This window comes from Flagellimonas alvinocaridis (genome assembly GCF_004916895.1).
GTDB classification, from domain to species: domain Bacteria; phylum Bacteroidota; class Bacteroidia; order Flavobacteriales; family Flavobacteriaceae; genus Flagellimonas; species Flagellimonas alvinocaridis.
Map to the genome: position 1 here is coordinate 462250 of NZ_SNTZ01000001.1, position 22563 is coordinate 484812.

The 22563-nt window shown below is 43.3% G+C and carries 22 protein-coding genes; 9 read left to right on the forward strand and 13 right to left on the reverse strand.

Translation table 11 applies throughout. The features are described 5' to 3' along the window. Positions 1–124: 124 nt before the first annotated feature. The 5 genes from EZV76_RS02070 to EZV76_RS02090 all read left to right on the forward strand — a co-directional run bounded on the left by EZV76_RS02070 (position 125) and on the right by EZV76_RS02090 (position 4075). Positions 125–808, forward strand: a complete 684-nt coding sequence (locus EZV76_RS02070; protein WP_161594380.1) for an Ig-like domain-containing protein — start codon at positions 125–127, stop codon at positions 806–808. Positions 809–826: 18 nt separating this feature from the next. Continuing rightward, positions 827–1684 (forward strand): hypothetical protein, encoded by an 858-nt coding sequence (locus EZV76_RS02075; protein ID WP_136564924.1) that lies wholly within the window; start codon positions 827–829, stop codon positions 1682–1684. A 76-nt stretch (positions 1685–1760) separates the two neighbouring features. Further along, positions 1761–2882 (forward strand): CNNM domain-containing protein, encoded by a 1122-nt coding sequence (locus EZV76_RS02080; RefSeq protein ID WP_136564925.1) that lies wholly within the window; start codon positions 1761–1763, stop codon positions 2880–2882. Then, positions 2882–3352, forward strand: a complete 471-nt coding sequence (locus tag EZV76_RS02085) for a methylated-DNA--[protein]-cysteine S-methyltransferase (RefSeq protein WP_136564926.1) — start codon at positions 2882–2884, stop codon at positions 3350–3352. Before EZV76_RS02080 ends, EZV76_RS02085 begins: the two co-directional genes overlap by 1 nt. Before the next feature lie 9 nt (positions 3353–3361). Further along, positions 3362–4075: a 3'-5' exonuclease gene (locus EZV76_RS02090; RefSeq protein ID WP_136564927.1), complete on the forward strand. Its 714-nt coding sequence runs from the start codon at positions 3362–3364 to the stop codon at positions 4073–4075. Positions 4076–4312: 237 nt separating this feature from the next. On the opposite strand, the gene EZV76_RS02095 is transcribed toward EZV76_RS02090, so the two are convergent. Next, positions 4313–6511 carry a S8 family serine peptidase gene (locus EZV76_RS02095; RefSeq protein ID WP_136564928.1) on the reverse strand — a complete coding sequence of 733 codons (2199 nt, stop codon included), beginning with the start codon at positions 6509–6511 and terminating at the stop codon, positions 4313–4315. Between the two features lie 154 nt (positions 6512–6665). Continuing rightward, on the reverse strand, positions 6666–7613 hold the full coding sequence (locus tag EZV76_RS02100) for an endonuclease/exonuclease/phosphatase family protein (RefSeq protein ID WP_136564929.1): 948 nt from the start codon (positions 7611–7613) through the stop codon (positions 6666–6668). A 98-nt stretch (positions 7614–7711) separates the two neighbouring features. Here EZV76_RS02100 and hflX point away from each other — a divergent pair, with 98 nt between their 5' ends. Then, positions 7712–8923: a GTPase HflX gene (gene hflX / locus EZV76_RS02105; protein WP_136564930.1), complete on the forward strand. Its 1212-nt coding sequence runs from the start codon at positions 7712–7714 to the stop codon at positions 8921–8923. Positions 8924–9200: 277 nt separating this feature from the next. Here hflX and EZV76_RS02110 read toward each other — a convergent pair whose 3' ends face one another. Further along, entirely contained in the window at positions 9201–10133 is a 933-nt protein-coding gene (locus tag EZV76_RS02110) for a DUF3078 domain-containing protein (protein WP_136564931.1), read from the reverse strand. A 204-nt stretch (positions 10134–10337) separates the two neighbouring features. On the opposite strand from EZV76_RS02110, the gene EZV76_RS02115 reads away from it, so the two are divergent. Then, positions 10338–11861 (forward strand): IPT/TIG domain-containing protein, encoded by a 1524-nt coding sequence (locus tag EZV76_RS02115; RefSeq protein WP_136564932.1) that lies wholly within the window; start codon positions 10338–10340, stop codon positions 11859–11861. A 49-nt stretch (positions 11862–11910) separates the two neighbouring features. On the opposite strand, the gene EZV76_RS02120 is transcribed toward EZV76_RS02115, so the two are convergent. The 9 genes from EZV76_RS02120 to EZV76_RS02160 form a co-directional block, all read right to left on the reverse strand. Continuing rightward, complete coding sequence (locus tag EZV76_RS02120) at positions 11911–12420, reverse strand: DUF2480 family protein (protein ID WP_136564933.1); 510 nt, start codon at positions 12418–12420, stop codon at positions 11911–11913. 76 nt (positions 12421–12496) lie between these two features. Beyond that, complete coding sequence (locus EZV76_RS02125) at positions 12497–12826, reverse strand: DUF59 domain-containing protein (RefSeq protein ID WP_136564934.1); 330 nt, start codon at positions 12824–12826, stop codon at positions 12497–12499. Positions 12827–12832: 6 nt separating this feature from the next. Next, on the reverse strand, positions 12833–13255 hold the full coding sequence (locus tag EZV76_RS02130) for a SufE family protein (protein ID WP_136564935.1): 423 nt from the start codon (positions 13253–13255) through the stop codon (positions 12833–12835). 72 nt (positions 13256–13327) lie between these two features. Then, complete coding sequence (locus EZV76_RS02135; protein WP_136564936.1) at positions 13328–14554, reverse strand: aminotransferase class V-fold PLP-dependent enzyme; 1227 nt, start codon at positions 14552–14554, stop codon at positions 13328–13330. Between the two features lie 27 nt (positions 14555–14581). Beyond that, a complete protein-coding gene (gene sufD / locus EZV76_RS02140) occupies positions 14582–15898 on the reverse strand; it encodes a Fe-S cluster assembly protein SufD (protein ID WP_136564937.1) in 1317 nt (438 codons plus the stop codon). 60 nt (positions 15899–15958) lie between these two features. Continuing rightward, a complete protein-coding gene (gene sufC / locus EZV76_RS02145; RefSeq protein WP_116216773.1) occupies positions 15959–16711 on the reverse strand; it encodes a Fe-S cluster assembly ATPase SufC in 753 nt (250 codons plus the stop codon). An 18-nt stretch (positions 16712–16729) separates the two neighbouring features. Next, entirely contained in the window at positions 16730–17605 is an 876-nt protein-coding gene (locus EZV76_RS02150; protein ID WP_136564938.1) for an N-acyl homoserine lactonase family protein, read from the reverse strand. A gap of 18 nt (positions 17606–17623) precedes the next feature. After that, positions 17624–19069, reverse strand: coding sequence for a Fe-S cluster assembly protein SufB (gene sufB, locus EZV76_RS02155; protein WP_129653989.1), 1446 nt, complete (start codon positions 19067–19069; stop codon positions 17624–17626). A 45-nt stretch (positions 19070–19114) separates the two neighbouring features. Next, positions 19115–19444, reverse strand: a complete 330-nt coding sequence (locus tag EZV76_RS02160) for a HesB/IscA family protein (RefSeq protein WP_136564939.1) — start codon at positions 19442–19444, stop codon at positions 19115–19117. A gap of 155 nt (positions 19445–19599) precedes the next feature. Between EZV76_RS02160 and thiL the strand changes: the two genes are divergently transcribed. After that, on the forward strand, positions 19600–20646 hold the full coding sequence (thiL, locus tag EZV76_RS02165) for a thiamine-phosphate kinase (RefSeq protein ID WP_136564940.1): 1047 nt from the start codon (positions 19600–19602) through the stop codon (positions 20644–20646). Positions 20647–20767: 121 nt separating this feature from the next. On the opposite strand, the gene EZV76_RS02170 is transcribed toward thiL, so the two are convergent. Further along, positions 20768–21022: a DUF1660 family phage protein gene (locus EZV76_RS02170; protein WP_136564941.1), complete on the reverse strand. Its 255-nt coding sequence runs from the start codon at positions 21020–21022 to the stop codon at positions 20768–20770. Positions 21023–21282: 260 nt separating this feature from the next. On the opposite strand from EZV76_RS02170, the gene brnQ reads away from it, so the two are divergent. Next, on the forward strand, positions 21283–22554 hold the full coding sequence (gene brnQ / locus EZV76_RS02175) for a branched-chain amino acid transport system II carrier protein (protein WP_136564942.1): 1272 nt from the start codon (positions 21283–21285) through the stop codon (positions 22552–22554). Positions 22555–22563 lie beyond the last annotated feature (9 nt).

The window sequence follows — 22563 nt, forward strand, 5'->3', positions numbered from 1 at the left end:
GGTTAAGCTCCTTAAAAAGTAGTAGTCGAAACATAAATTAATCTTTTTGGAAAAGTTTTGTAAGCTTTCCAAAATAGCACTCACTAATAAAGGGCATTCATTCAATAATTGAAAAATGTCCTTTATGGATTTTAAGCTTACTTCTTTTTGTGTTATTCTTGCTTTGCCCTTCTTAAGTTGTATTGGTGAGGATTACGTGGACGATTTTGTGGAGCCCACAATCCGTATCAACAATCCCATAACAGGTATCCAAATCTCGGATAGTCATCCCTACTCGGCTACATATTTGAACAATATTGGTCAACCTGAAGATGTAAAGGTCACTTGGTCTACCTCCAATGCATCCATCGTCACCATAGATGATCAAGGAGTAGCAACAGCCATTGCGGAAGGCGAGGCCACCATTAGTGCTACCATTCTGATTGACGGGAGCACGTTGACCGCCGAGGATTCCATTACCATTTCTTCTGATCCTGTTGAAAATAGCGAGGAATCCAACGGAGATGGAACCATTGCCACCACGAGTGCCTACGCCCTTGAGGGAACCTTTACCCTTCGGGCCGATAAGGGCAACCTCAACCTATCCTTCAATTCAGATTATAAAGCTTCATCAAGTTTACCTGGGCTTTATTTGTATCTATCCAACAACCCCAATTCTGTCAATGGAGCATTGGAAGTGGGTGCTGTAACCGTTTTTGAAGGGGCACATACCTATATCATTGAGGATGTTGGCCTCAATGAGTACCAATATCTTTTGTATTGGTGTAAACCCTTTAATGTTAAAGTTGGAGAGGGTCTCATTAATTGAATCATACATCGAACAGCCATGAAAATATACCAACTTGTTTTATTTGGGTTTTTAATACTTGGTCAAACCGTCCTTGGACAATGGACGCGCGAACGAGGAAACGGATACTACAAATTGTCTGCATGGTACCTTGAGGCCGACCAACATTACACGGATACCGGAGCTATAGAACCCAATGCCACCCGAGGGCAGTTCAATCTGAACCTGTATGCGGAATATGGCATAACCGATCGCTGGAATGTGGTGGGCTATGTTCCCTTTTTCTCCCGGACCTATCAGAACGATATTTTTTCAAAGACTACTGGAGAACTCATAACCTCAGGAGAATCGGTAAACTCAATTGGAGATATTGATCTTGGTATTACTTACGGACTGATTCAAAATGAAAAACTGGCCCTTTCAACCACATTGCTGTTTGGCATACCCTCTGGAAACGATTCTGGGGGCAGTGACGGGAGTTATCAGACCGGGGATGGAGAATTCAACCAAATGGTTCGGATAGCTGCAGGCAAACCCTTTTCCTTTGCCAAACTCCCTGCCTATGCCAAAGCATATCTAGGCTACAACAACAGAACCCAGAACTTCTCGGACGAATTACGGACGGGAGCCGAATTGGGTTTGCAATTTTTTAACCGCCTATGGGTCGCCGGAAAACTGGATGTGGTACAATCCATGCACAACGGCACCCTAAGTGCCCAAAATAGCCAAGGAAGTATTTTTGCCAACAATGTTGAATTTATTGGCCTTGGAGCCGAAGCTGCCTATTATATTTCTCCCAAATGGGGGATATCCGCAACCTATGGCGGGGCTCTGGATGGTCGTATTATTTATGCCGACCCTTCCTTTGCTATTGGAGTTTTTCTGGATATTAAGTAGCCCGTTTATAAAATGAAGGTAAGCAACTGCTTGGCTGTATGGAATTTTAGCTACTTTTGAATCAATACTTAGATTCATGGGACTACTACTATTCTACGCCCTTATTTCCATTTTCTTTTCTTTTTTATGCTCCATTTTGGAAGCAGTACTGTTGAGCGTCACACCAACGTTCATCAATCTAAAAAAACAGGAAGGCAAGGAATATGCTGGCACCTTGGAAGCTTTAAAAAAAGATGTGGACAAACCGTTGATTGCCATTCTTACCCTTAACACAGTTGCCCATACCGTAGGAGCCATATTAGTGGGAGTACAGGCCAAGGTAGCCTACGCCGATCTCTATGGAACCACAAAACGTACCATATTAGGGTTTCAATTTACCGAAGACCTTATGGTAGGTATTGTCTCCACTATCATGACTATTTTAATCTTGGTGGCTTCGGAAATCATTCCCAAAACCATTGGGGCCACCTATTGGAAACAATTGGCCAACTTTACCAGCAAAGCGCTTAGCATCATGGTATTTGCCCTCAAATGGACAGGGTTATTATGGGTCTTGCAACTATTCACCAAGTTGATTGGAGCGAAGGGAGAACATGGCAGTGTATTAAGCCGTGAGGATTTTACGGCCATGACCGATATTGCCCATGAGGAAGGGGTTTTTCATGAATCGGAATCCAAGGTCATCAAGAACCTCCTTAAGTTTGATGAAATATCGGCCAAAGATGTGATGACACCCCGAACCGTAATGAAAATTGCCTCGGAGGATACTACTATCCAAGCCTTTTTTGAAGCCAATCGTCCCTTGCGTTTTTCAAGGATTCCTTTGTACCAAGGTCGTATGGACAACATAACCGGTTTCTTTCTGAAAGATGAACTCATGGAGGCCATCATCAATAAAAAAGGAGGGGAAAAGCTTTCCACCTTGAAACGGGAAATCTTGGTATCTAACCGAAGCATCCCCATTCCTGAACTATTTGAAAAGTTTGTAGAGAAAAGGGAACACGTTTCCTTGGTGGTGGACGAGTATGGCTCCGTAAGTGGGCTGGTGACTATGGAAGATGTCATTGAAACCTTGTTGGGATTGGAAATCATGGACGAAAGTGACAACGTGGAAGACCTGCAAGTGTTGGCGAGAAGGAATTGGGAGACCCGGGCCAAGCGATTGGGAATCATTGAATCTAAAGGTAAAATAAAGTAATGGAAATTGCTTATTTACAAACACCTATAGGTTTTGCAGAATTTAGAGGTGATGAAAATGGGCTAGCCTCCGTGTCTGTATTTGACGATAAAAAACCTATTGGTATAATTCCAGAGGTGTTGGAAGACGCCATCTACCAATTCAAGGAATATTTTGAGGGTTCCCGAAAGGAATTTGACCTCAAGCTGAATCCTTCCGGCACCGATTTTCAAAAAAAGGTTTGGGATGCCCTTCTTGAAATCCCATTTGGAAAAACCATTTCTTATTTGGAACTTTCCAAAAGACTAGGCGATGTAAAAGCCATTCGTGCAGTAGCCTCGGCCAATGGCAAAAATCCTCTTTGGATTGTGGTTCCCTGTCATCGCGTTATTGGGACCAACGGAGACCTCACTGGATATGCAGGTGGCCTGCATAGAAAAAAATGGTTATTGGAACATGAGAGTCCTGCAAAGCAGACCACTCTTTTTTAATACGCTACCATGCTTTATAAACTTAACCTAGAGAATATCCTCTTTTTGGATATCGAGACCGTACCCCAAAATTCGAGTTTCCCAGATTTGGATGAAACCACCCAATTGCTTTGGGAACAAAAAACACAATACCAACGAAAGGACGAGATCAGTGCCGAAGACTTTTATGAACGGGCCGGAATTTGGGCCGAATTCGGAAAAATCGTTTGCATTTCGGTTGGGTATTTTGTGATTAAGGGAGAAAACCGAAATTTTCGAGTAACCTCTTTCCATGGAGAAGAGACGAACATTCTGAACCAGTTCAAGCAATTACTGAAAGACCACTTTAGCCAAGCAAAACATTTGTTGTGTGCCCACAATGGCAAGGAGTTCGACTTTCCCTATATTGCCCGCCGCATGGTCATCAATAGCATTAACCTGCCCTATAAATTGGACCTATTTGGCAAAAAACCTTGGGAAGTTCCCCATCTGGACACGATGGAACTTTGGAAATTTGGAGATTACAAACATTATACCTCCCTTAAATTACTGGCCCACATTCTTGGCATTCCATCCCCAAAAGAGGATATGGATGGCAGTATGGTGAAGGATGTCTATTATGAGAGCAAGGATATTGACAGGATCATCTCCTATTGCGAATTGGATGTGGTGACCACGGCCCAGGTCTTTCTTAGACTACGCAATGAGGAGTTGCTTTTCGAGGATGAAATCAAGAAGGTCTAATGATGAGTATGTTTTATTCAGATATCAGACGTCTGATGTCAGAATATTAGCCCTCGGTACAAATCATATCACTTTTATAATACCAATTTCCATTCTGAGTGTGCGATGAATCCCTTCAAATTGGATTTTTTGTGTTTCAGAAAAGTATGACAGGCAGCAAAAAGAGCTTGATGAACCACTCTGCCTTTCTTGCTTCCGATTCAATTACCTGTTTTGGGATGGAACCATTCATCTCCATTAATTTTTGTAAAACTTGGTACTTTTAATGCCCCCATAATCCTGCACGACCAAAACATACAAGCCCGAAGCCAGCGCAGAAACATTTATAGACCCCGTAATCTTTCCACTATCTATAATGTTCCCCGAGGTAGTAACTACAGAATACTCTGCATCAGGAGATAAATCTGATTGAATACTCAGGTAATCCACGGTTGGGTTGGGATATGCCTGTATTTGGTAATCTTGGGCATAGGTTAAAGATTCATAAACCATCGCTTCGGTATCCTCACCATTGAATTCGAACTGGAAAACTTCTGAAAATTCTGAAACCGCATTCTCAGTACAGATGGAACGGATTCGAGATTCATAAACCGTTCCAACCTCTAGATTGATAAGCTCAAGTTGATTGTCCCAAAGAAGTTCAGTAGTCCATTCATCCTTGTCAATAGCCTTGTATTGTACTTCAAAAAGAGTTTCATTGGCATCGGACCATGAGATGGTAGACCCTGTATCCGTTGATGAAACCAATTCAACATTGGATGGAATCTCAATGGAACACTGGGAAACCTGCGCCCCAGAAACAATTAACGAGAAATCTTGAAGTCCATTGGTCAAATTCCCCTTATGGGTAACGGTGATGGTATATTGTCCGTTGGCGTTCCCAATTTCGATTCGCTCATAAGGATCAACTGTATTGTCACCCTGCGTCGCTGCATCGTTGGCTTTCGCAGGATTCAATTTCCAAGGATAGTAGGTTTCCCCAGATTTGGTGATTCTGATGTCCAAATCGTTGGTAAGGGCAGCGGTGGTATTGTTCAACTCTCCCCTATTGATGTAATTTCCCTCAGGATCAGTCCAAGAAATGGAAGCCATTAGAGGCTCCGTCCCATTGGCCATAACGGTAATGGAAAAGGTTTCCCCGTTGGCCAGGCTTTCTTCATTGATCAAGGTGGTAAATTCTTTGTTCTGTAAAACTTCGGCAGCAGTCTTGGCGTTCATCACTCCCCACCCCATTTTATAATCAGGTCCTTGGGCATTTACATCATCAGCAGTATGTAGGGCAAGACCTTTCAAGGTTGCTGCCTTCATATAGGAACCAAACAATTCTTCATGGTATTGTTGTAACAACAAAAGCGATCCAGTAACCCCTGGCGCCGCCATGGAAGTCCCGGCAGAAAGTTGGTAACTGGAATTGGTTTCGGAACTGGTGGTTAGGATATTAGATCCATCCCCGGCCAAATCTGGCTTTATACGTCCATCATCAACAGGGCCAAAGCTGCTGTATCCAGCAACTGTAGCATTCTTCAACTCCCCTTTGCTGCCAATTTCAGTATTGGCGCCCGCAATGGTAAGTCCGTTTTTGGCTACGGTGAATCCGAGCAGAAGATCAAACCCATCTGCCGTTTTACCAAAGTTTGGGGAAGCGTTGTCGTAGGATTTCTGATTGTTTCCCGCAGCGGTTACCATTAAATAGTAAGGTGCGTTGTACATGATTCGGTCCCAATCTTGGGTCACTTTAATATAAGACCCAAAGTACCAATCCGGCACTCGGTCCGAAAGTATTCCATAGGAATGATTACTAAGCAACAGACCATTGGCTGCCGCTTCTGCCACTTCAATTTTGTCACGGGTCCAATCGTGGGTCATGGCTTGTGCACCATAGGCCACTCCTTTGGCGCTGGGCTCTACCCCAGATGCAATAAGGTTTCCTGTCACCAAAGTGGCATGTAAGCTTACTTCATCTGTATTGTCTGCATTAAGTGCGCGAGAATCAAACTCTTGATGGCTGGTCAATGCCACACCGGCATCCCAAACCCCAACTTGCATTCCAGTACCGTTCAACCCAAGATTCATAAGCCCATCGGCATAGAGAGTATATGCTCTTGCGGTCTTGGTCGATGGATCACTCAAAGTAGTATAGTAAAGAGGCGTGCCATCAGAACCTATGTCCTTAAGCGCTATCTGTCCACCATTGGCCGATTTTTCAGATTTTTTAAATCCTTTATTGGATTGAAGAAGTTGGTTTATTTTCAAGGTCTTGGACTGATGATCCTGTTCCATTTCGGAAATCAACGTTGCCATCTTTCCTTGGTTGTATGTAGTTTTGATCTGTTCCTTTGCTTTTTTGGATTGCCCCATTACAATAGAAACACCTAGAAGGGAAAATATGAAGGGGAGAAGAATTCCTGTCGCCCGAATAGGTTTTTTGTAGTCCATGTTGAAGTTTAGGTAAGATTTGGACTACGAATATATTATTGACAGTCAATAGCATCGACAAAAACCACAGTTTTTTCGATGAAATGCACATTCCTTTTCTCAAAGGTGTTGTGAAAATTCACTTTTGTGTTGTGTAGTATTTTTCTTAGTTAAATTATAGGTTTTCCTCCAGCACCACATACACGGGAAAATGGTCGCTATACCCGCCTAAATATTTTTCCCCTGCATAGGTCCTAAACGGGTTGCCCTTGTACTTCCCTTTCCACTCCTGAAGGAACTTGGGAGCAAACACTTCAGCCCTTACATAACTATGGGTACCCACTTCATAGTCCAAAAAAGTGTGTGAAAGTATCACTTGGTCGAAGAGACTCCATTCCCCTCTATAGTTGGCACTTCCGGAAAAGGGGGACAACAGCTTTTTCATGGGATTAATGAATCGGCCCGTCTCCATCAAGGTTTGTATACTCTCAGAGTTGGGGTCGTCATTAAAATCTCCCATGATGATACAATTGGGGTTATCATCTTCAAGGGTCTCCAATTTGTGCAGAATGGTCTCGGCCGCCTTTATCCGTTTGTAGCTGGTTTCAACACCTCCTGTCCTTCGGGAAGGCCAATGGTTTACAAAAACATGGACTTCTTCGGTATGCAATCTTCCATGGACATATAAAATGTCCCGGGTAAAGTCGCGCTCCCCACTGGTATTGTCAACCAACAAGGGAATGGTCTCGGCATCCAGCACCGTAAAATGTTTGCTGTGATAGATCAGTGCCGTATCTATGCCTCGTTCATCCGGGGATTCAAAGTGTACAAAATCATAGTCCACTCCTTTCAGCTCCTTGGTGTTGAGCAGGGTTTGGATGACTTGTTTGTTCTCCACTTCGGCAATGCCCAACAGCACCGGTGGAACATCGCTATCCTCCACACCTATTTCTGATATGGCCCGGGCTATTTTATGTGCTTTGTTGCTGTACTTGGATTCGTTCCATTCCCTATCCCCCTCCGGAGTAAAATCATCATCCAGTGAATGGGGGTCATTCTTGGTATCAAAAAAATTCTCAAGATTGTAAAAGGCTACGCTATATCGGTTCTTATGATGATACAATGAATCTTGTTTTTCTAATGAAGGATAATTCTAATAAAACCCAAAGTACAAAAAACCGCTTCCAAAACATTGATTAGATTTGCACTTTAATTGATTGCATGCTAGAAAAGAAAACCATAGACTACGAAAAAGCGGTACTCATTGGGGTCATCAACCAAAGTCAGGATGAGACCAAAGTAAATGAATATCTGGACGAATTGGAATTTTTGACCTATACCGCTGGTGGTGAGGTGGAAAAGCGATTTATCCAACGGGTTGAGGTGCCCAATCCCAAGACTTATATTGGAAGTGGAAAAATGGAAGAGGTGGAGCACTATGTTAAGGAGCATGAAATAGGCTCTGTCATCTTTGACGATGAGCTTACTCCTGCCCAGCAGAACAATATTGAGAAAATACTTCGCTGTAAAATACTGGATCGTACAGGATTGATCTTGGACATTTTTGCACAACGCGCCAAGACCAGCTACGCCCGTACCCAAGTAGAACTGGCCCAATACGAATATCTACTCCCACGACTGACAGGTCTTTGGACACACTTGGAACGACAACGCGGGGGTATTGGTATGCGTGGCCCCGGTGAAACCGAGATTGAAACGGATAGGCGTATCGTTCGGGACCGCATAGCACTTCTGAAGAAGAAGCTTACCAAAATTGACCGCCAGATGGAGACCCAACGTGGCAATCGTGGGGCTTTGGTCCGAGTGGCTTTGGTGGGGTACACCAACGTGGGCAAATCCACCTTGATGAACGTGATCAGCAAAAGCGATGTCTTTGCGGAAAACAAGCTCTTTGCCACGCTGGACACCACGGTACGAAAAGTAGTCATTGGCAATCTCCCTTTTCTATTGAGTGATACGGTTGGATTTATCCGAAAGCTCCCTACCCAATTGGTGGAAAGTTTCAAGAGTACCTTGGATGAGGTTCGTGAGGCCGATTTATTGTTACATGTGGTAGATATATCGCACCCCAACTTTGAGGAACATATCGCATCCGTGAACCAAATCTTGGATGAAATCAAAAGTTCCAATAAAAAGACCATTATGGTCTTCAATAAAATTGACCAATACCATCCAGAGACCATAGATGAGGATGATCTGGTCACCGAACGCACCTCCGCCCATTTTACCTTGGAGGAATGGAAGAATACCTGGTTCAACAAGATTGGGGACCGGGCCTTGTTCATCTCCGCTTTGAACAAGGAAAATCTGGATGAATTCAGAAAGCGTGTATATGATGAAGTAAGGGATATTCATGTAACACGTTTTCCGTACAACAACTTTTTGTATCCAGAGCACTTGGATGAATACTAAATCCGTATGGATGATGTGTTGAAATTCCTCGGCAAAACACTTCCTCTATCCTGTTCCACCACATATTTTAGGCAGTTCACAACAAAAGTTTAAAGGATAACCACATAAAAACTACTTTCATCCTGTTTTTAAGTCATTAGTGTCGACCCTTGATCTTCACATGATCTTAACCTACTTAGACCATGGTCTTAAAAACGGAAAAAATCATATTAGACCCCACAAAAAAGGCCCTCTTGATTGAGGGCTTTTTTTATGTTTTATATGTACGTGATTTCCTCTAGAACTTATAGCTCAATCCCAAGGTCCAATAGGTCTGTAACTTGTTGTCAATCGTATCAAAAGTGGCATTGGGGTCAGGTGTAGGGGCATTGTTGACCACATAATTCAAAGTTTCCTGCTTGTTGTTCCTCAAACCAAAATCAAACCCGACCCCGATCATCTTCCATAAGGTATAGCCAAAAGAGTTGGTCCAGGTCCAGTTGCTCAAATCGCTGCTCTCATAACTCTGGAAAAGGGACAGGTTACTCTTAAAGTTTACCGCTCCGATTTTCTTGGTATAATCGGCCACGATCTTGGCTCCCAAGGAGGATTCAAAAATGGTATCCTCACTACTGAACACAAAGTTGTAGTTGAGTGGATGAATCACCACTACCAAATCGGTTATGGGTGTCCATGTGGCCCCGATACCCAAATCGAGATACCCGGGATCATTGAAATTGCTCAAAAGCGTGGTCCTATATTCTGCCAAGGTAGATATGGCAAATTTCTCGCTCAGCTTTCTTCCGTACAAAGACGAAATATTGAACACGTCGGTCGCCTGTCTGAAACTATCATCGTCGGTGGGGTCGTCCTTATCGTCCAACTTTACCCAAGCAAGGTTTACCGTGGCCGCGTTTCTCCAAAAGAATTTCTCTTCTTGCAGATTGGCATAGGCATTCACCGTAAAGCCAATATTCCCTGATGAGTTGTTCGGGATACCTTGGGCATACCAATTATCAAAATTGGAAAAGTTCCCTCCAATGGTGCCAAAAGCGCCTATTTTCCAACCGGGCAGGGCATCCAATTGGGCCTGTAGGGCATTTACACGTCCCTGAATTGCGGCAATGGAATCTTTTTTAGGGGCAATCTGTGCTTTTAGCTCCTCTTCGGTCTGCGCCATAGATGCGGCCAGCACAAAAAACGCCGACAAGGTAAAAAGTAGTTTTTTCATAGTGTATGGAGTTTACTGTTTAGAACCACAAAAGTAAGAAATGTCACCTACAACATGCTCCGTTTCGCTAGATTCAACATTGCCTGTATCTTACTTACAGGGTCAATTTAAAGCCCCCATTCATCAATCCAAACCAGTGTTCCATCAACTGCGGATACCAAACTCCTCCTTTTTAGTGTTCCTTGGCGTTTTAAAATCTATACCATGAGAAAAATCATCCTAGGAACATCCTTTGTATTATCCTTTTGTTTAGTCATCTTTTCCTGTACAAAAGACGAAAACCCAGACCCGTCTGAACAGCAAGGCCCAAAAATTAGCAGTTTTAGTCCACTAAGTGGCCCTGTTGGCACCAATGTTTTTATCACAGGGAAAAATTTTGATCCTAAAGCGGCAAACAATGTGGTCAAAATTGGGGAGACCAAGGCAACAGTCACCAGTGCCAATGCCACAGAAATCTTCATTACTGTACCTGAAGGGGCTACCACTGGTAAAATCAGCATTTCCGTAAATGGAAATACCGATACAGGAGGGACCTTTACGGTTACACAACAGGAGTCGACTGCCTTATCCCTCGATAAGGAGACCTTGGAGCTTAGAACCCTGGAAGAGGGTATAATTGCCGCAACGGTCACCGGGGCCGGAGCCGAAGACCAAATCACTTGGGGTTCCGATGATGAAAACGTGGCCATTGTGGACGCCGAGGGAAGGGTTACCGCAACCGGGGCCGGCACCACCACCATTACGGCAACGGTTGACAATGCTTCTGCAAGCGCCATATTAACAGTCAATCCAGGAATTTTTGTTGGGGGTTATACTGAAAAAAACAATGGAGAATACGGTGTTGCAACGGTTTGGCAAAACGGTTTCTCACAAGAAATTTCGCAAATCAGCAGCTATGATACTTACATTGCCATCGAAGGGCCAAACCTGTACGCTACCCATGTTGAATATGGGGAAGGCACCAGACCTATAAAGGTTTACAAAAACAATACGCTATTTGAAACCATTGGAAGTCCTGAAGAAAACAACAAGGCTCCCAAGGGAATACAAGTCATTGATGGTCAAATACATATTTGTGGCCTTGAGGTAACCAACGGGACTCAATATGCCAAATATTGGGTAAACGGTGAGGAAACCCTTTTGAGTGAAGAGGGTCAACCTGCATCAGCCCAAGGCGCTTATGTCAAGGATGGGCATATCTATATTGCCGGAAGGGTTTATACCAACACACATAATGCCCTATATTGGGTTGATGGCAATACATATGATTTAACAGAGAACGTCTCTTCCAACACCTATGATATTTTTGTTGATGACAATAATGATGTTTATGTAGCTGGGCATATGGGTTCAGAGGCCACCATTTGGAAAAATACAGACGTATTGTATGATTTGGGCGATGGTATTAATAGCACGGCCACAAAATCTGTGGTTGTTCATGACAATAAAGTGTATGCAACTGGGGTAGATTGGACAAGCAACATGTCTAAATTTTGGATTGATGGGCAACTGGTTCACGAATGGCAAGCCGGTGGTGGCGCTGGTTATAGCGACATATCCGTGCATGAGGATAAGGTTTATGTGGCAGGTTGTAAATATGACCAAAATATGAATAGGCATAATGCCACTGTTTGGATCTATGACCTGAACGGTCAACTTCTAGAAGAATTGGATTACAGTGCGGTTAGTACAGATAGCTCTTATGCCACGTCCATCATTGTCAAATAACAAGTATCACTAGAGAAATTAAAGCTCCACAAACAAGTGTGGGGCTTTTTTATTTGCCTTGCTTGTATAATGGCACTGAGGAACAAGCCTCACCATACATCACAGTCTTGGCCACTTGTTGGATTTTGGCCATGGCCATGATATAGGCATTTTTAGGGACGGGTTTATTAGAGCACCCCTTAATAATTACAGGTTTGCCTTCAAATTGAGACACGTCCAAATCATCCAAAAGGGTTTGATAAAGCGAAGTTTCCATATCTTCCAAGGAACCTACAACTACTTTTTTGGCATAGGGATTCAGTCGTGAGGCCACCAATATAAAGGCCCAACCGGGAACAATGGCATCTGTGGAACATTGTAGAGCCACATAGGCATCTTGGTAGGTAGACCAATCGTGTCCCTCCACGTGGATTCTGAACTCCTTCTCACGAAGAATAAAGCCTTCGTGCAACCAGTCTTTTATATCCAATACCCTTCTCTCCCCGGGTGGATACAGGTCCTCCAGATCAAAAGTGACCAATTTGCTTTGGGCAACCCTATTTACAATTTCTTTTTCCATTCCGTCATTCCTGTGGAAGCAGGAATCTATTAATTTTAAGTTTGGATTCCGCATCAAGTGCAGAATGACATTATTCTTAAAGGAGCCCCAGTTCCAATTTAGCCTCCTCGCTCATTAATTCCTGGGTCCAAGGAGGGTCAAAGGTCAGCTCAACCTCCACATCTTTCAATTCGTCCAAAGATTTCACTTTTTCCTCAACCTCCACAGGCAGTGTTTCCGCCACAGGACAGTTAGGCGATGTTAGGGTCATTAGTATTTTAACATCGTAGTCTTCATTTACGAATACATCATAAATCAAGCCTAATTCATAAATGTCCACAGGGATTTCAGGGTCATAAATGGTCTTTAGTACCCTAACAATTTTTTCTCCCAGATCCTGTGTATCTATAGTGGTTTCTTCGCTCATTTTCTGCTATTTTAATTGTGTTTGATAGGCAACGGCATACAATTTCAGTTGCTTTACCATGCTCACCAAGCCATTGGCTCTTGTGGGTGATAGATGTTCCTTCAATCCAATTTCATCTATAAATGCTGTATCTGCATCAATAATGTCTTGGGGCTTTTGGTTACTGAACGCTCTGATCAAAATGGCAATGATTCCCTTGGTGATAATCGCATCACTATCTGCGGTAAACACCAGTTTGTCGTCATCCAGTTCTGCGTGTACCCAAACCTTACTCTGACAGCCTTTTATCAAGTTGTCATCTACTTTGTACTGCTCATCAATTATGGGAAGGGACTTTCCTAGCTCAATCATGTACTCATAACGTTGCATCCAATCATCGAACGTGGAGAACTCGTCTATGATCTCTTCCTGTATTTCTTGTATGGTCATGCTTTGGTTTTATTCAAAAATACAACTCGGCCAGTTGCTTATCAAGGATTTAAGATAAAGATAACTACTCTACTATTGTAGCATGCTTTTGGCCCTTTTCACCCCTTCTACCAATTTGTCCACTTCTTCTTTTGTATTGTAAAAGCTAAAGCTGGCTCTAACCGTTCCAGGTATTTTATAAAAATCCATAATAGGTTGTGCACAATGGTGCCCCGTTCTAACAGCAATGCCTAATTTATCCAGAATGGTACCAATGTCGTAAGGGTGTATACCTTCAATATTGAAAGAAATGACCGATGTTTTATGCTTTGCCGTCCCATAAATTTTGAGTCCATCAATAGCAAGCAATTGCGCTGTGGCATATTGGATAAGTTCATCCTCATATTGGGAAATCGCATCAAAACCAAGATGATTCATATAATCCAAGGCTGCCCCAAAGGCGATTCCACCGCAAATATTGGGTGTTCCCGCTTCAAACTTATGGGGCAAATCAGCATAAGTAGTCTTTTCAAAAGTGACTTCCGCAATCATCTCCCCACCTCCTTGATAAGGCGGTAGTTTCTTGAGCCATTCCTCCTTACCATAGAGCATCCCTACACCGGTAGGTCCACACATTTTATGGGCGGAAACGGTATAAAAATCAACATCCAAGGCCTGCAGGTCCGGTTTGATATGGGCCGCTGCCTGCGCACCATCAATCAAGACCGCTGCACCCACCTCGTGGGCCGCGTCAATAATCTCTTTAATGGGGTTAATGGTCCCCAACGCATTGGATACATGGTTGCAGAACACCAATTTGGTGTTCTCGCAGAGAAGCGATTGGTACTCCTCCATGACCAATTCCCCGTCCAAGTTCATGGGTATCACCTTTAATTGGGCACCGGTACGCTCGCAGAGCATTTGCCAGGGCACTATGTTGGAATGGTGTTCCATGGCCGATACCAGTACCTCATCCCCCTTCTTCAAAAAGGAGGTGAAACCGGTAGCCACTAAATTAATGCCGTGGGTAGTTCCCGAGGTAAAAATCACCTCATGGGATTTTGCGATGTTAAAATGCTTCTGGATTTTCTTCCGGGCCTCTTCATAGACATCGGTAGCTTCTTGCGAAAGACGGTGTACCCCACGATGAATATTGGCATTGTAGTTATGGTAATAGTCCACGATCACATCAATGACCTGTTGAGGGGTCTGAGATGTGGCCGCATTGTCCAAATACACCAAAGGTTGCCCATTGACTTCCCGGTTTAAAATGGGAAAGTCTTTTCGGATGGCCGCTATGTCCAAAGAGGTCTCTATCATGAAAATTGCCTAAAGATTGTTATAGGATTACAGCTCAAATCCAACACGAACACCTAATTTGTTGGCGATGATCTTGTTGATTCTGGTCTTCACCTCTGGAATACGCACACTTTCCAAAACGTTGTTGGCAAAAGCATACATCATCAAAGCGGTAGCTTCCTTTTTTGGGATTCCCCTGGACCGCAGATAAAACAATGCCTCATCATCCAACTGGCCAATGGTACATCCGTGGGAGCACTTTACATCATCAGCAAAAATCTCCAATTGTGGTTTGGTGTTGATGGTGGCCTTGTCGCTGATCAAAATATTATTGTTCTGCTGAAAAGCATTTGTTTTTTGGGCAATCTTGTCCACAATGATCTTTCCGTTAAAAACCCCTGTTGATTTCTCTCCAAAAATTCCTTTGTAATCCTGATGGCTCTCGCAGTTGGGTTGGGCATGGTGCACCAAGGTGTGATGGTCCACATGCTGCTTTTCACCCAAAATGGTAACTCCTTTCAAGGTGGAATCGATTCGTTCCCCATTCTGATAGAAGTTCAGGTTGTTCCTAATCAATTTACCTCCAAAGGAAAAGGTATGCACCCGCACTACACTATTGTCCTTTTGGGAAATATAGGTGTTGTCCACCAACGAGGCCGTATTGGCATCATTCTGCACTTTGTAATAGTCCACATTGGCATCTTTGGCCGCAAAAATTTCGGTTACGGAATTGGTAAAGACTTCGTTCTCCGTTAAACTTTGGTGTCGCTCAATAATCTGTACCTCTGCATTTTCCTCAACAACGACCAAATTTCTGGGTTGTAACATCAAAGCTGCCTCGTTACCCGTTGCCAAATGCAATATTTGGATGGGCTTCTTGGGCATTTTGTTCTTTGGAATGTAGATATAGGCTCCTTCTTTACAAAAGGCCGTATTCAAGGTGGTCAGGGACTCATCCTTGGAGGCCACTTGGTTAAAATACACATCTATCACCTGCCTGAACATGGGCTTGGTGAATGCAGAACTCATCAAGCAGACATCCACCCCATCATGGGTAGTCTCTGAAAGGTATGAGCTATAGACCCCGTCCACAAAAACAATCTTATAGGTGTCTATCTCGTGAAGGAAATACTTTTTAATATCCTTGTACTCCAAGGTGTTTTCCTGCTTTGGAAAAATACTGAAGTCTACTTTTTGAAGACTATTCAGGGAGGTATATTTCCAAGCTTCCTCTTTTTTGGAGGGAAATCCTTTTTCCTCAAAATTCTTTATGGCCTCTGAACGTATCTCATGGACCGGGTTCTCCAAATCCACATTGTTCTCAAAAGCCAAGAAAGAGGAAAGTAATTTATCTTTTAAATCCATTTCTTATTCAGTTGTCAGATTTCAAACATCACATATCCGATATCAGAAGTCTTTAAATTATTAAACCGTGGCCTCCTGCTTAATCCAGTCGTATCCTTTTTCTTCCAACTCTAATGCCAATTCCTTGGTGCCGGATTTTACGATCTTACCATCGTGAAGTACATGGACGAAGTCTGGAACAATGTAGTCCAACAAACGCTGATAGTGTGTAATTACGATGATCGCGTTGTCCTTACCTCTCAATTTATTGACCCCATTGGCCACAATACGAAGGGCATCGATATCCAATCCGGAATCGGTCTCATCCAAAATGGCCAGCTTGGGTTCCATCATGGCCATTTGGAAAATTTCGTTTCTTTTCTTTTCACCACCGGAAAATCCTTCATTCAAGGAACGGGACAAAAACTTTCGGTCAATTTCCAGCAGTTCCGATTTTTCGCGAATCAACTTGAGCATCTGGTTGGCCGGCATGTCTTCCAGTCCCCTTGCCTTTCTGGACTCATTGATGGCCGTTTTTATAAAGTTGGTCACCGTTACCCCGGGAATTTCAACAGGATATTGAAACGACAGGAAAATACCTTTGTGTGCCCTTTCTTCAGGGGCCAGTTCTTCCAAATCCTCGCCATCAAGGGAAATGGTCCCTTTTTTAATGTCAAATTCTTCCTTTCCGGCAATTACGGAGGCCAAGGTACTCTTCCCTGAACCGTTGGGTCCCATAATGGCATGTACCTCTCCCGCGTTCACCTCAAGGTTGATCCCCTTCAGGATTTTCTTATCCTCTATGCTTGCGTGTAAATTCTTGATCTCTAGCATTCTGTTCTTCTTCAAATATTATTGTAAATAGTTGGGTGCCTTGGGCAGCTTTTCAAAATCTTCCTTGGAGTGTTGTAAATATACTTTTGCCCCTTTTTCTTCGGCAAAAGCTTCAAACTCTCCCATACTTTTCTTGGTGAGGGCCACATCATAGTTGAAAATGGGCACTCTTCGAAACTCCCGGTTCTCATAAAAATGGTACATGTCCCCTGAAAGCATCAACGGTCCATGCTCTACCATATCCAAGTACAACACTTGATGGCCAGGGGTATGGCCCGGCATAAATTTCATTACCACACTTCCATCCCCGAACACATCGTAATCCCCATTGATCTTCTTCACGTTGGTAAGCTCTTTAATAGAATTATAGATGTCTGGATTGTTCTTTTGATTGTCCTCGCTTGTCACAAAGTCGTATTCCTTTTCCTGTACCAACCATGTGGACCCTGCAAATACGTTGGCATGGCCAATATGATCAAAGTGGGTATGGGACAATGCTATAAAATCAATATCATCAACGGTCATGTCGATACTGGCCAATTGGTTGGCCACAGAATCTTTTCGGGAAACGGTAAATGCTCCATCCGGTGATGTAAAGGGCTCTGGAAGACCCACCAAGCTTTCGGGAAGGCCTGCATCCCACATCAAAGTACCCTTTGGATGAACGATGACGTAAAATGCATCGGCAAATTCCTTGGACTGGCCCGTATAAGTGGTATCCTGTGAAAAGAGCTCCAACATATTGGCATTTACGGTACCTCCACTAAAAGCATAGAGCTTCAGTTCTGGCTTTGCTGCCTCGGTCATGCCTACTTCGGTTTCAGCAGCTTCCTTTTTGGCCTGCTTGCATGAAAATGCGCCAACAACCAATAGTAGTATAAGTAGCTTTTTCATATTCATTGTGTTGTTTGATTATCCTACTGATCCTTCCAAACTGATTTCCAACAATTTCTGGGCCTCCACGGCAAACTCCATGGGCAGTTTGTTCAACACCTCTTTGCTGAATCCGTTCACGATCAGAGCAATGGCTTTTTCAGTGTCGATACCCCGTTGGTTGCAGTAGAAAATCTGGTCCTCGCCAATTTTGCTGGTCGTGGCCTCGTGTTCTATTTGTGCCGTCTTGTTCTTGGCCTCGATGTACGGGAAGGTATGTGCCCCACATCGATTGCCCATCAAAAGGGAATCACACTGAGAAAAGTTTCTGGCATTTTCTGCCCGGCTATTCACCTGTACCAATCCGCGATAGCTGTTTTGTGACTGCCCGGCCGAAATTCCTTTGGAAATAATGGTACTCTTGGTATTCTTACCCAAGTGGATCATCTTGGTCCCGGTATCCGCTTGTTGAAAGTTATTGGTCACGGCAATGGAATAGAATTCCCCGATGGAGTTATCTCCCTTCAACACACAGGAAGGGTACTTCCAAGTCACGGCCGATCCTGTTTCCACCTGCGTCCAAGAAATTTTGGCGTTCTTTTCGCAAAGCCCACGCTTGGTCACAAAGTTGAAAACCCCTCCTTTGCCTTCCTTGTCGCCAGGAAACCAGTTTTGAACGGTTGAATATTTTATTTCGGCATCATCCATTGCAATCAGCTCTACCACGGCCGCATGCAATTGGTTCTCATCCCGTGAAGGTGCGGTACAACCTTCCAAATAACTCACATAACTACCCTCATCGGCAATGACCAAAGTGCGCTCAAATTGTCCTGTACCCGCTTGGTTGATTCGGAAGTAAGTGGACAGTTCCATGGGGCATCTCACCCCTTTCGGAATGTAACAAAATGATCCATCGGAAAAGACCGCTGAGTTCAAAGCTGCGTAGAAGTTGTCCTTTTTGGGAACTACTGTTCCGATATACTTCTTCACCAACTCAGGATGTTCCTGAATGGCTTCGGAAATGGAACAGAAGATGATTCCTTTTTCAGCCAAAGTCTTTTTAAAAGTCGTGGCCACAGAAACGGAGTCCATGACAATATCCACGGCAACACCGGCCAATTTCTTTTGCTCATCTACCGAGATTCCCAACTTCTTGAAGGTATCCAGCAACTCAGGATCTACCTCATCCAAGCTGTTGTATTTGGGCTTTTTATTGGGTGCGGAATAATAGGAAATGTCTTGAAAATCGGGTTTTTTATAGGTGACATTGGCCCATTCGGGTTCTTCCATTTCCTTCCATGCCTTGAACGCTTCCAAGCGCCATTCCGTCATCCAATCGGGTTCTTCCTTCTTTTTGGAAATGGCAATGACGATTTCCTCGTTCAACCCTTTCGGCAGGGTGTCCGATTCTATATCCGTGTAGAAACCATACTCATATTCTTTGGTTTCCAGTTCCTTTTTTAATTCTTCCTCTGTATACGCCATGTTCTGTCAATAAGTAAATTGGCAATGACCAATCATCAATTTCATTTATAAAGAAAAGCTCTCTCCGCAACCACAGGTGCGCTGTGCATTGGGGTTGTTAAAGACAAAGCCTTTCCCATTCAGTCCTCCTGAATATTCCAAGGTGGTGCCCACCAGGTATAAAAAACTCTTTTTGTCCACAATGATGCGTACATTATTATCCTCAAAAAGCTTATCGGTATCTGATGCAGATTTGTCAAATTTCAATTCATAGGACAAACCGCTGCACCCTCCACTTTTTACGCCTACACGCACAAAGTCGGTGTTGGCATCAAAACCTTCCTCGGTCATGAGCGACACGACTTTCTGCTTAGCTGTTTCCGAAACTTTGATCATCTTAACTGGATTTGTTCTAAATAGCCTACAAATATACTGTATCTGTAGGGTTTTACCATACATCCTAACATTATAATAACGAATATGGCCATAGGGGTTTTCTATAGTGAAGGCTCTCTGTTTTAAGTTAGGATTATCCTGTTTACTTTTGCCTTATGATAGAAGATAAAAATCCGCAGCGAACATCCTTGGAGGAAATGGGGGAGTTTGGACTTATTGACCACCTTACCCAAAATTTTAAACTGAACCAACCTTCATCCCTAATGGGTATTGGTGATGATGCTGCCGTTCTGGATTTTGCCGATAAAAAAACCGTGGTTTCCACTGATATGTTGGTGGAAGGTGTTCATTTTGATTTAAGCTATATGCCTTTGAAGCATTTGGGGTACAAATCGGTCATTGTAAACCTGTCCGATATCTATGCCATGAATGCCATGGCCACCCAGGTGACTGTTTCCATTGCGGTTTCCAATCGGTTTCCTTTGGAAGCACTTGAGGAGTTCTATGAAGGTGTTGCCACAGCCTGTAAAATATACCATGTGGACCTTGTTGGCGGGGATACGACCTCTTCCAATAAGGGTATGATCATCAGCGTCACTGCCTTGGGTGTGGCCGATGAAAAAGACATTGTTTACAGAAAGGGAAGCAAAGCCAATGATCTATTGGTGGTAAGTGGCGATTTGGGAGGAGCCTACTTGGGGCTGCAAGTGTTGGAGCGTGAAAAAGAAGTGTTCAAAGTGAACCCCAATAGTCAACCAGACCTGGAACCCTACTCCTACATTGTAGAGCGTCAACTAAAACCTGAAGCCAGAAAGGACGTTGTGGAGCTGTTAAAAAAACTGGAGGTAAAACCCACTTCCATGATTGATATTAGCGATGGACTTTCCTCAGAAATATTACACTTGTGCAAGCAGGGTGAAGTTGGTTGTAATCTGTTTGAAGATCAAATTCCATTGGACCCAACAGTCATCTCCACTGCCGAAGAATTTAAAATGGATAGCACCATGATTGCTTTGGGCGGTGGTGAGGATTATGAGCTGTTGTTCAGTATTGATCAAGAAGACTATCCTAAAATCAAGGCCAATCCCAATTTTACCGTTATTGGACATATGACCGAGAAAGCAGAGGGAGCACATTTAGTTACACGGGCAAAAACCAAAATTTCATTAACGGCCCAAGGATGGAACTCTTTTAGTGGCTAACAGAAAAAATCCCGAAAATCAAGGGTATCCACGTCATGGTCTTGGGGCACGCAACCGATAGCTGTAGGTACTTACTTAAGTTTCCGGGATAAATCAATACTTTCCCTAAAAGAAAAAAGGGCTATGCTACTTGGTGCACCACCCTACTTTTTCTTTTTCTGTACATGTCTTCCAATGTGCTGTTGATTTCCTGCATTTGGGGCGTAAGTGCAGAGAGTTTGCCACTTACATCGGTAGTGACCTGTTTTTGGCAATGGATACATTTGTATTCCTTGATGTGTTGGGTCACTTTTTTGGAGACCACATAATGGTGGCCAAAAAGGTTGCAGAAGAAAGAAGAGAATTTGTTGCCATTTTGGGTAGAGGAAGTCTTCATAGTCGGTGTTGTTTGGAGAGCATGTGCGATTTGGGGAATCGAAAAAATGCCGTAATTAGTTAACTGTAATTTTTTGTTATACGTTGGTTTTTAGTTGAACGGTTTTCTTTTTGAACGAATGTTAATAACTTTTTATTTTACGGATATTTCAGCAAATCATTTTTTTCGATGAAATACACTCTAATCGACAAAAAGTCAACTTATTTCGTTGAGTTGCACTTTCGAAATATAATACTTTAAGAAAATATTATCAACACTTTATGAACAAAAAATCATTAACAGTTACCTCCTTTGCTCTATTCTCCCTATTTTTTGGTGCAGGCAATCTTATTTTACCACCTCAATTGGGATTTAAGTCTGGCGAATTATGGTGGTTGGTCACCTTGGGGTTTTGCCTTTCAGCAGTGGTCATCCCTCTATTGGGTATTTTGGCCCATGCCCGTTTGCAGGGCACCATGTTCGATTTTGCAAAAAAGGTTTCTCCCGTATTCAGTTGGGTATACTGCTATATAGTCTATGCCATTGCCATTGCCCTTCCTTCTCCCAGGACGGCCTCCGTTACACATGAAATGGCCATTCAACCTTTATGGGACAGTCCAGCATGGATGACCAGCGTCCTGTATTTTGTCCTAGTCTATATTTTTGTAGTCAATCGCTCCAAAGTATTGGATTTAGTGGGAAAACTGCTCACTCCAGGCATCTTAATCATATTGCTGTTTATTTTCGTTATTGCGACTTTTTCTTTCGATTTTAACTTTACGGCCCATAGTTTAGATCATCCTTTTAGTCTTGGCATTTTGGAAGGTTATCAAACCTTTGATGCCATAGGGGCTGTTGTGGTAGGGGCCGTCATTATTATTTCCATCAATCTAAAAAACAAGGAGGCCTCTTTTGAATCCAAAAAAAGTCTCATCCGAAAAGCAGGATTTTTAGCAGGTTTAGGGTTGTTCTTGGTTTATGCCGGACTTATTTTTACCGGAGCTGTGTTTGGAGACTCCTTTGACCCTTCCATTTCAAGAACTGCACTTTTAAGCGGTATCAGTTTGCAGACCTTGGGCAATACTGCACATTTATTCCTTAGTCTTTTGGTAAGTCTTGCCTGTTTCACCACTGCCGTGGGTATAGTTACGGGAACTTCCGATTTTATTAGGGGCCAATTCAATGATTCCGTTTTAGCCTACCGTGTAACCGCGATCATAGGTTGTGTGTTGGGCGTTCTCATGGGGCAACTTAATGTGGACTATATCATTGCTGTGGCTCTTCCTGCCCTTATGCTCATTTATCCCATTACCATTGTGTTGATCGTACTGAATGTGGTACCTGAAAAACTTGCCTCGCCCAAGGTATTCCGATGGGTAGTTGGAACCACCATAGTTTTTAGTATCCCCGATTTTTTAGGAAGTCTAGGTTTTGGTTTGGCAACGAATCTATCCCCTGAGTGGGTGCCCCTAACCCATTATCAATTGGGGTGGGTGCTCCCCGCCTTAGTGGTTTTCGTGGCCTCCAATTTATTTCAGAAAAAAACCGGGTGATTGTTGTTT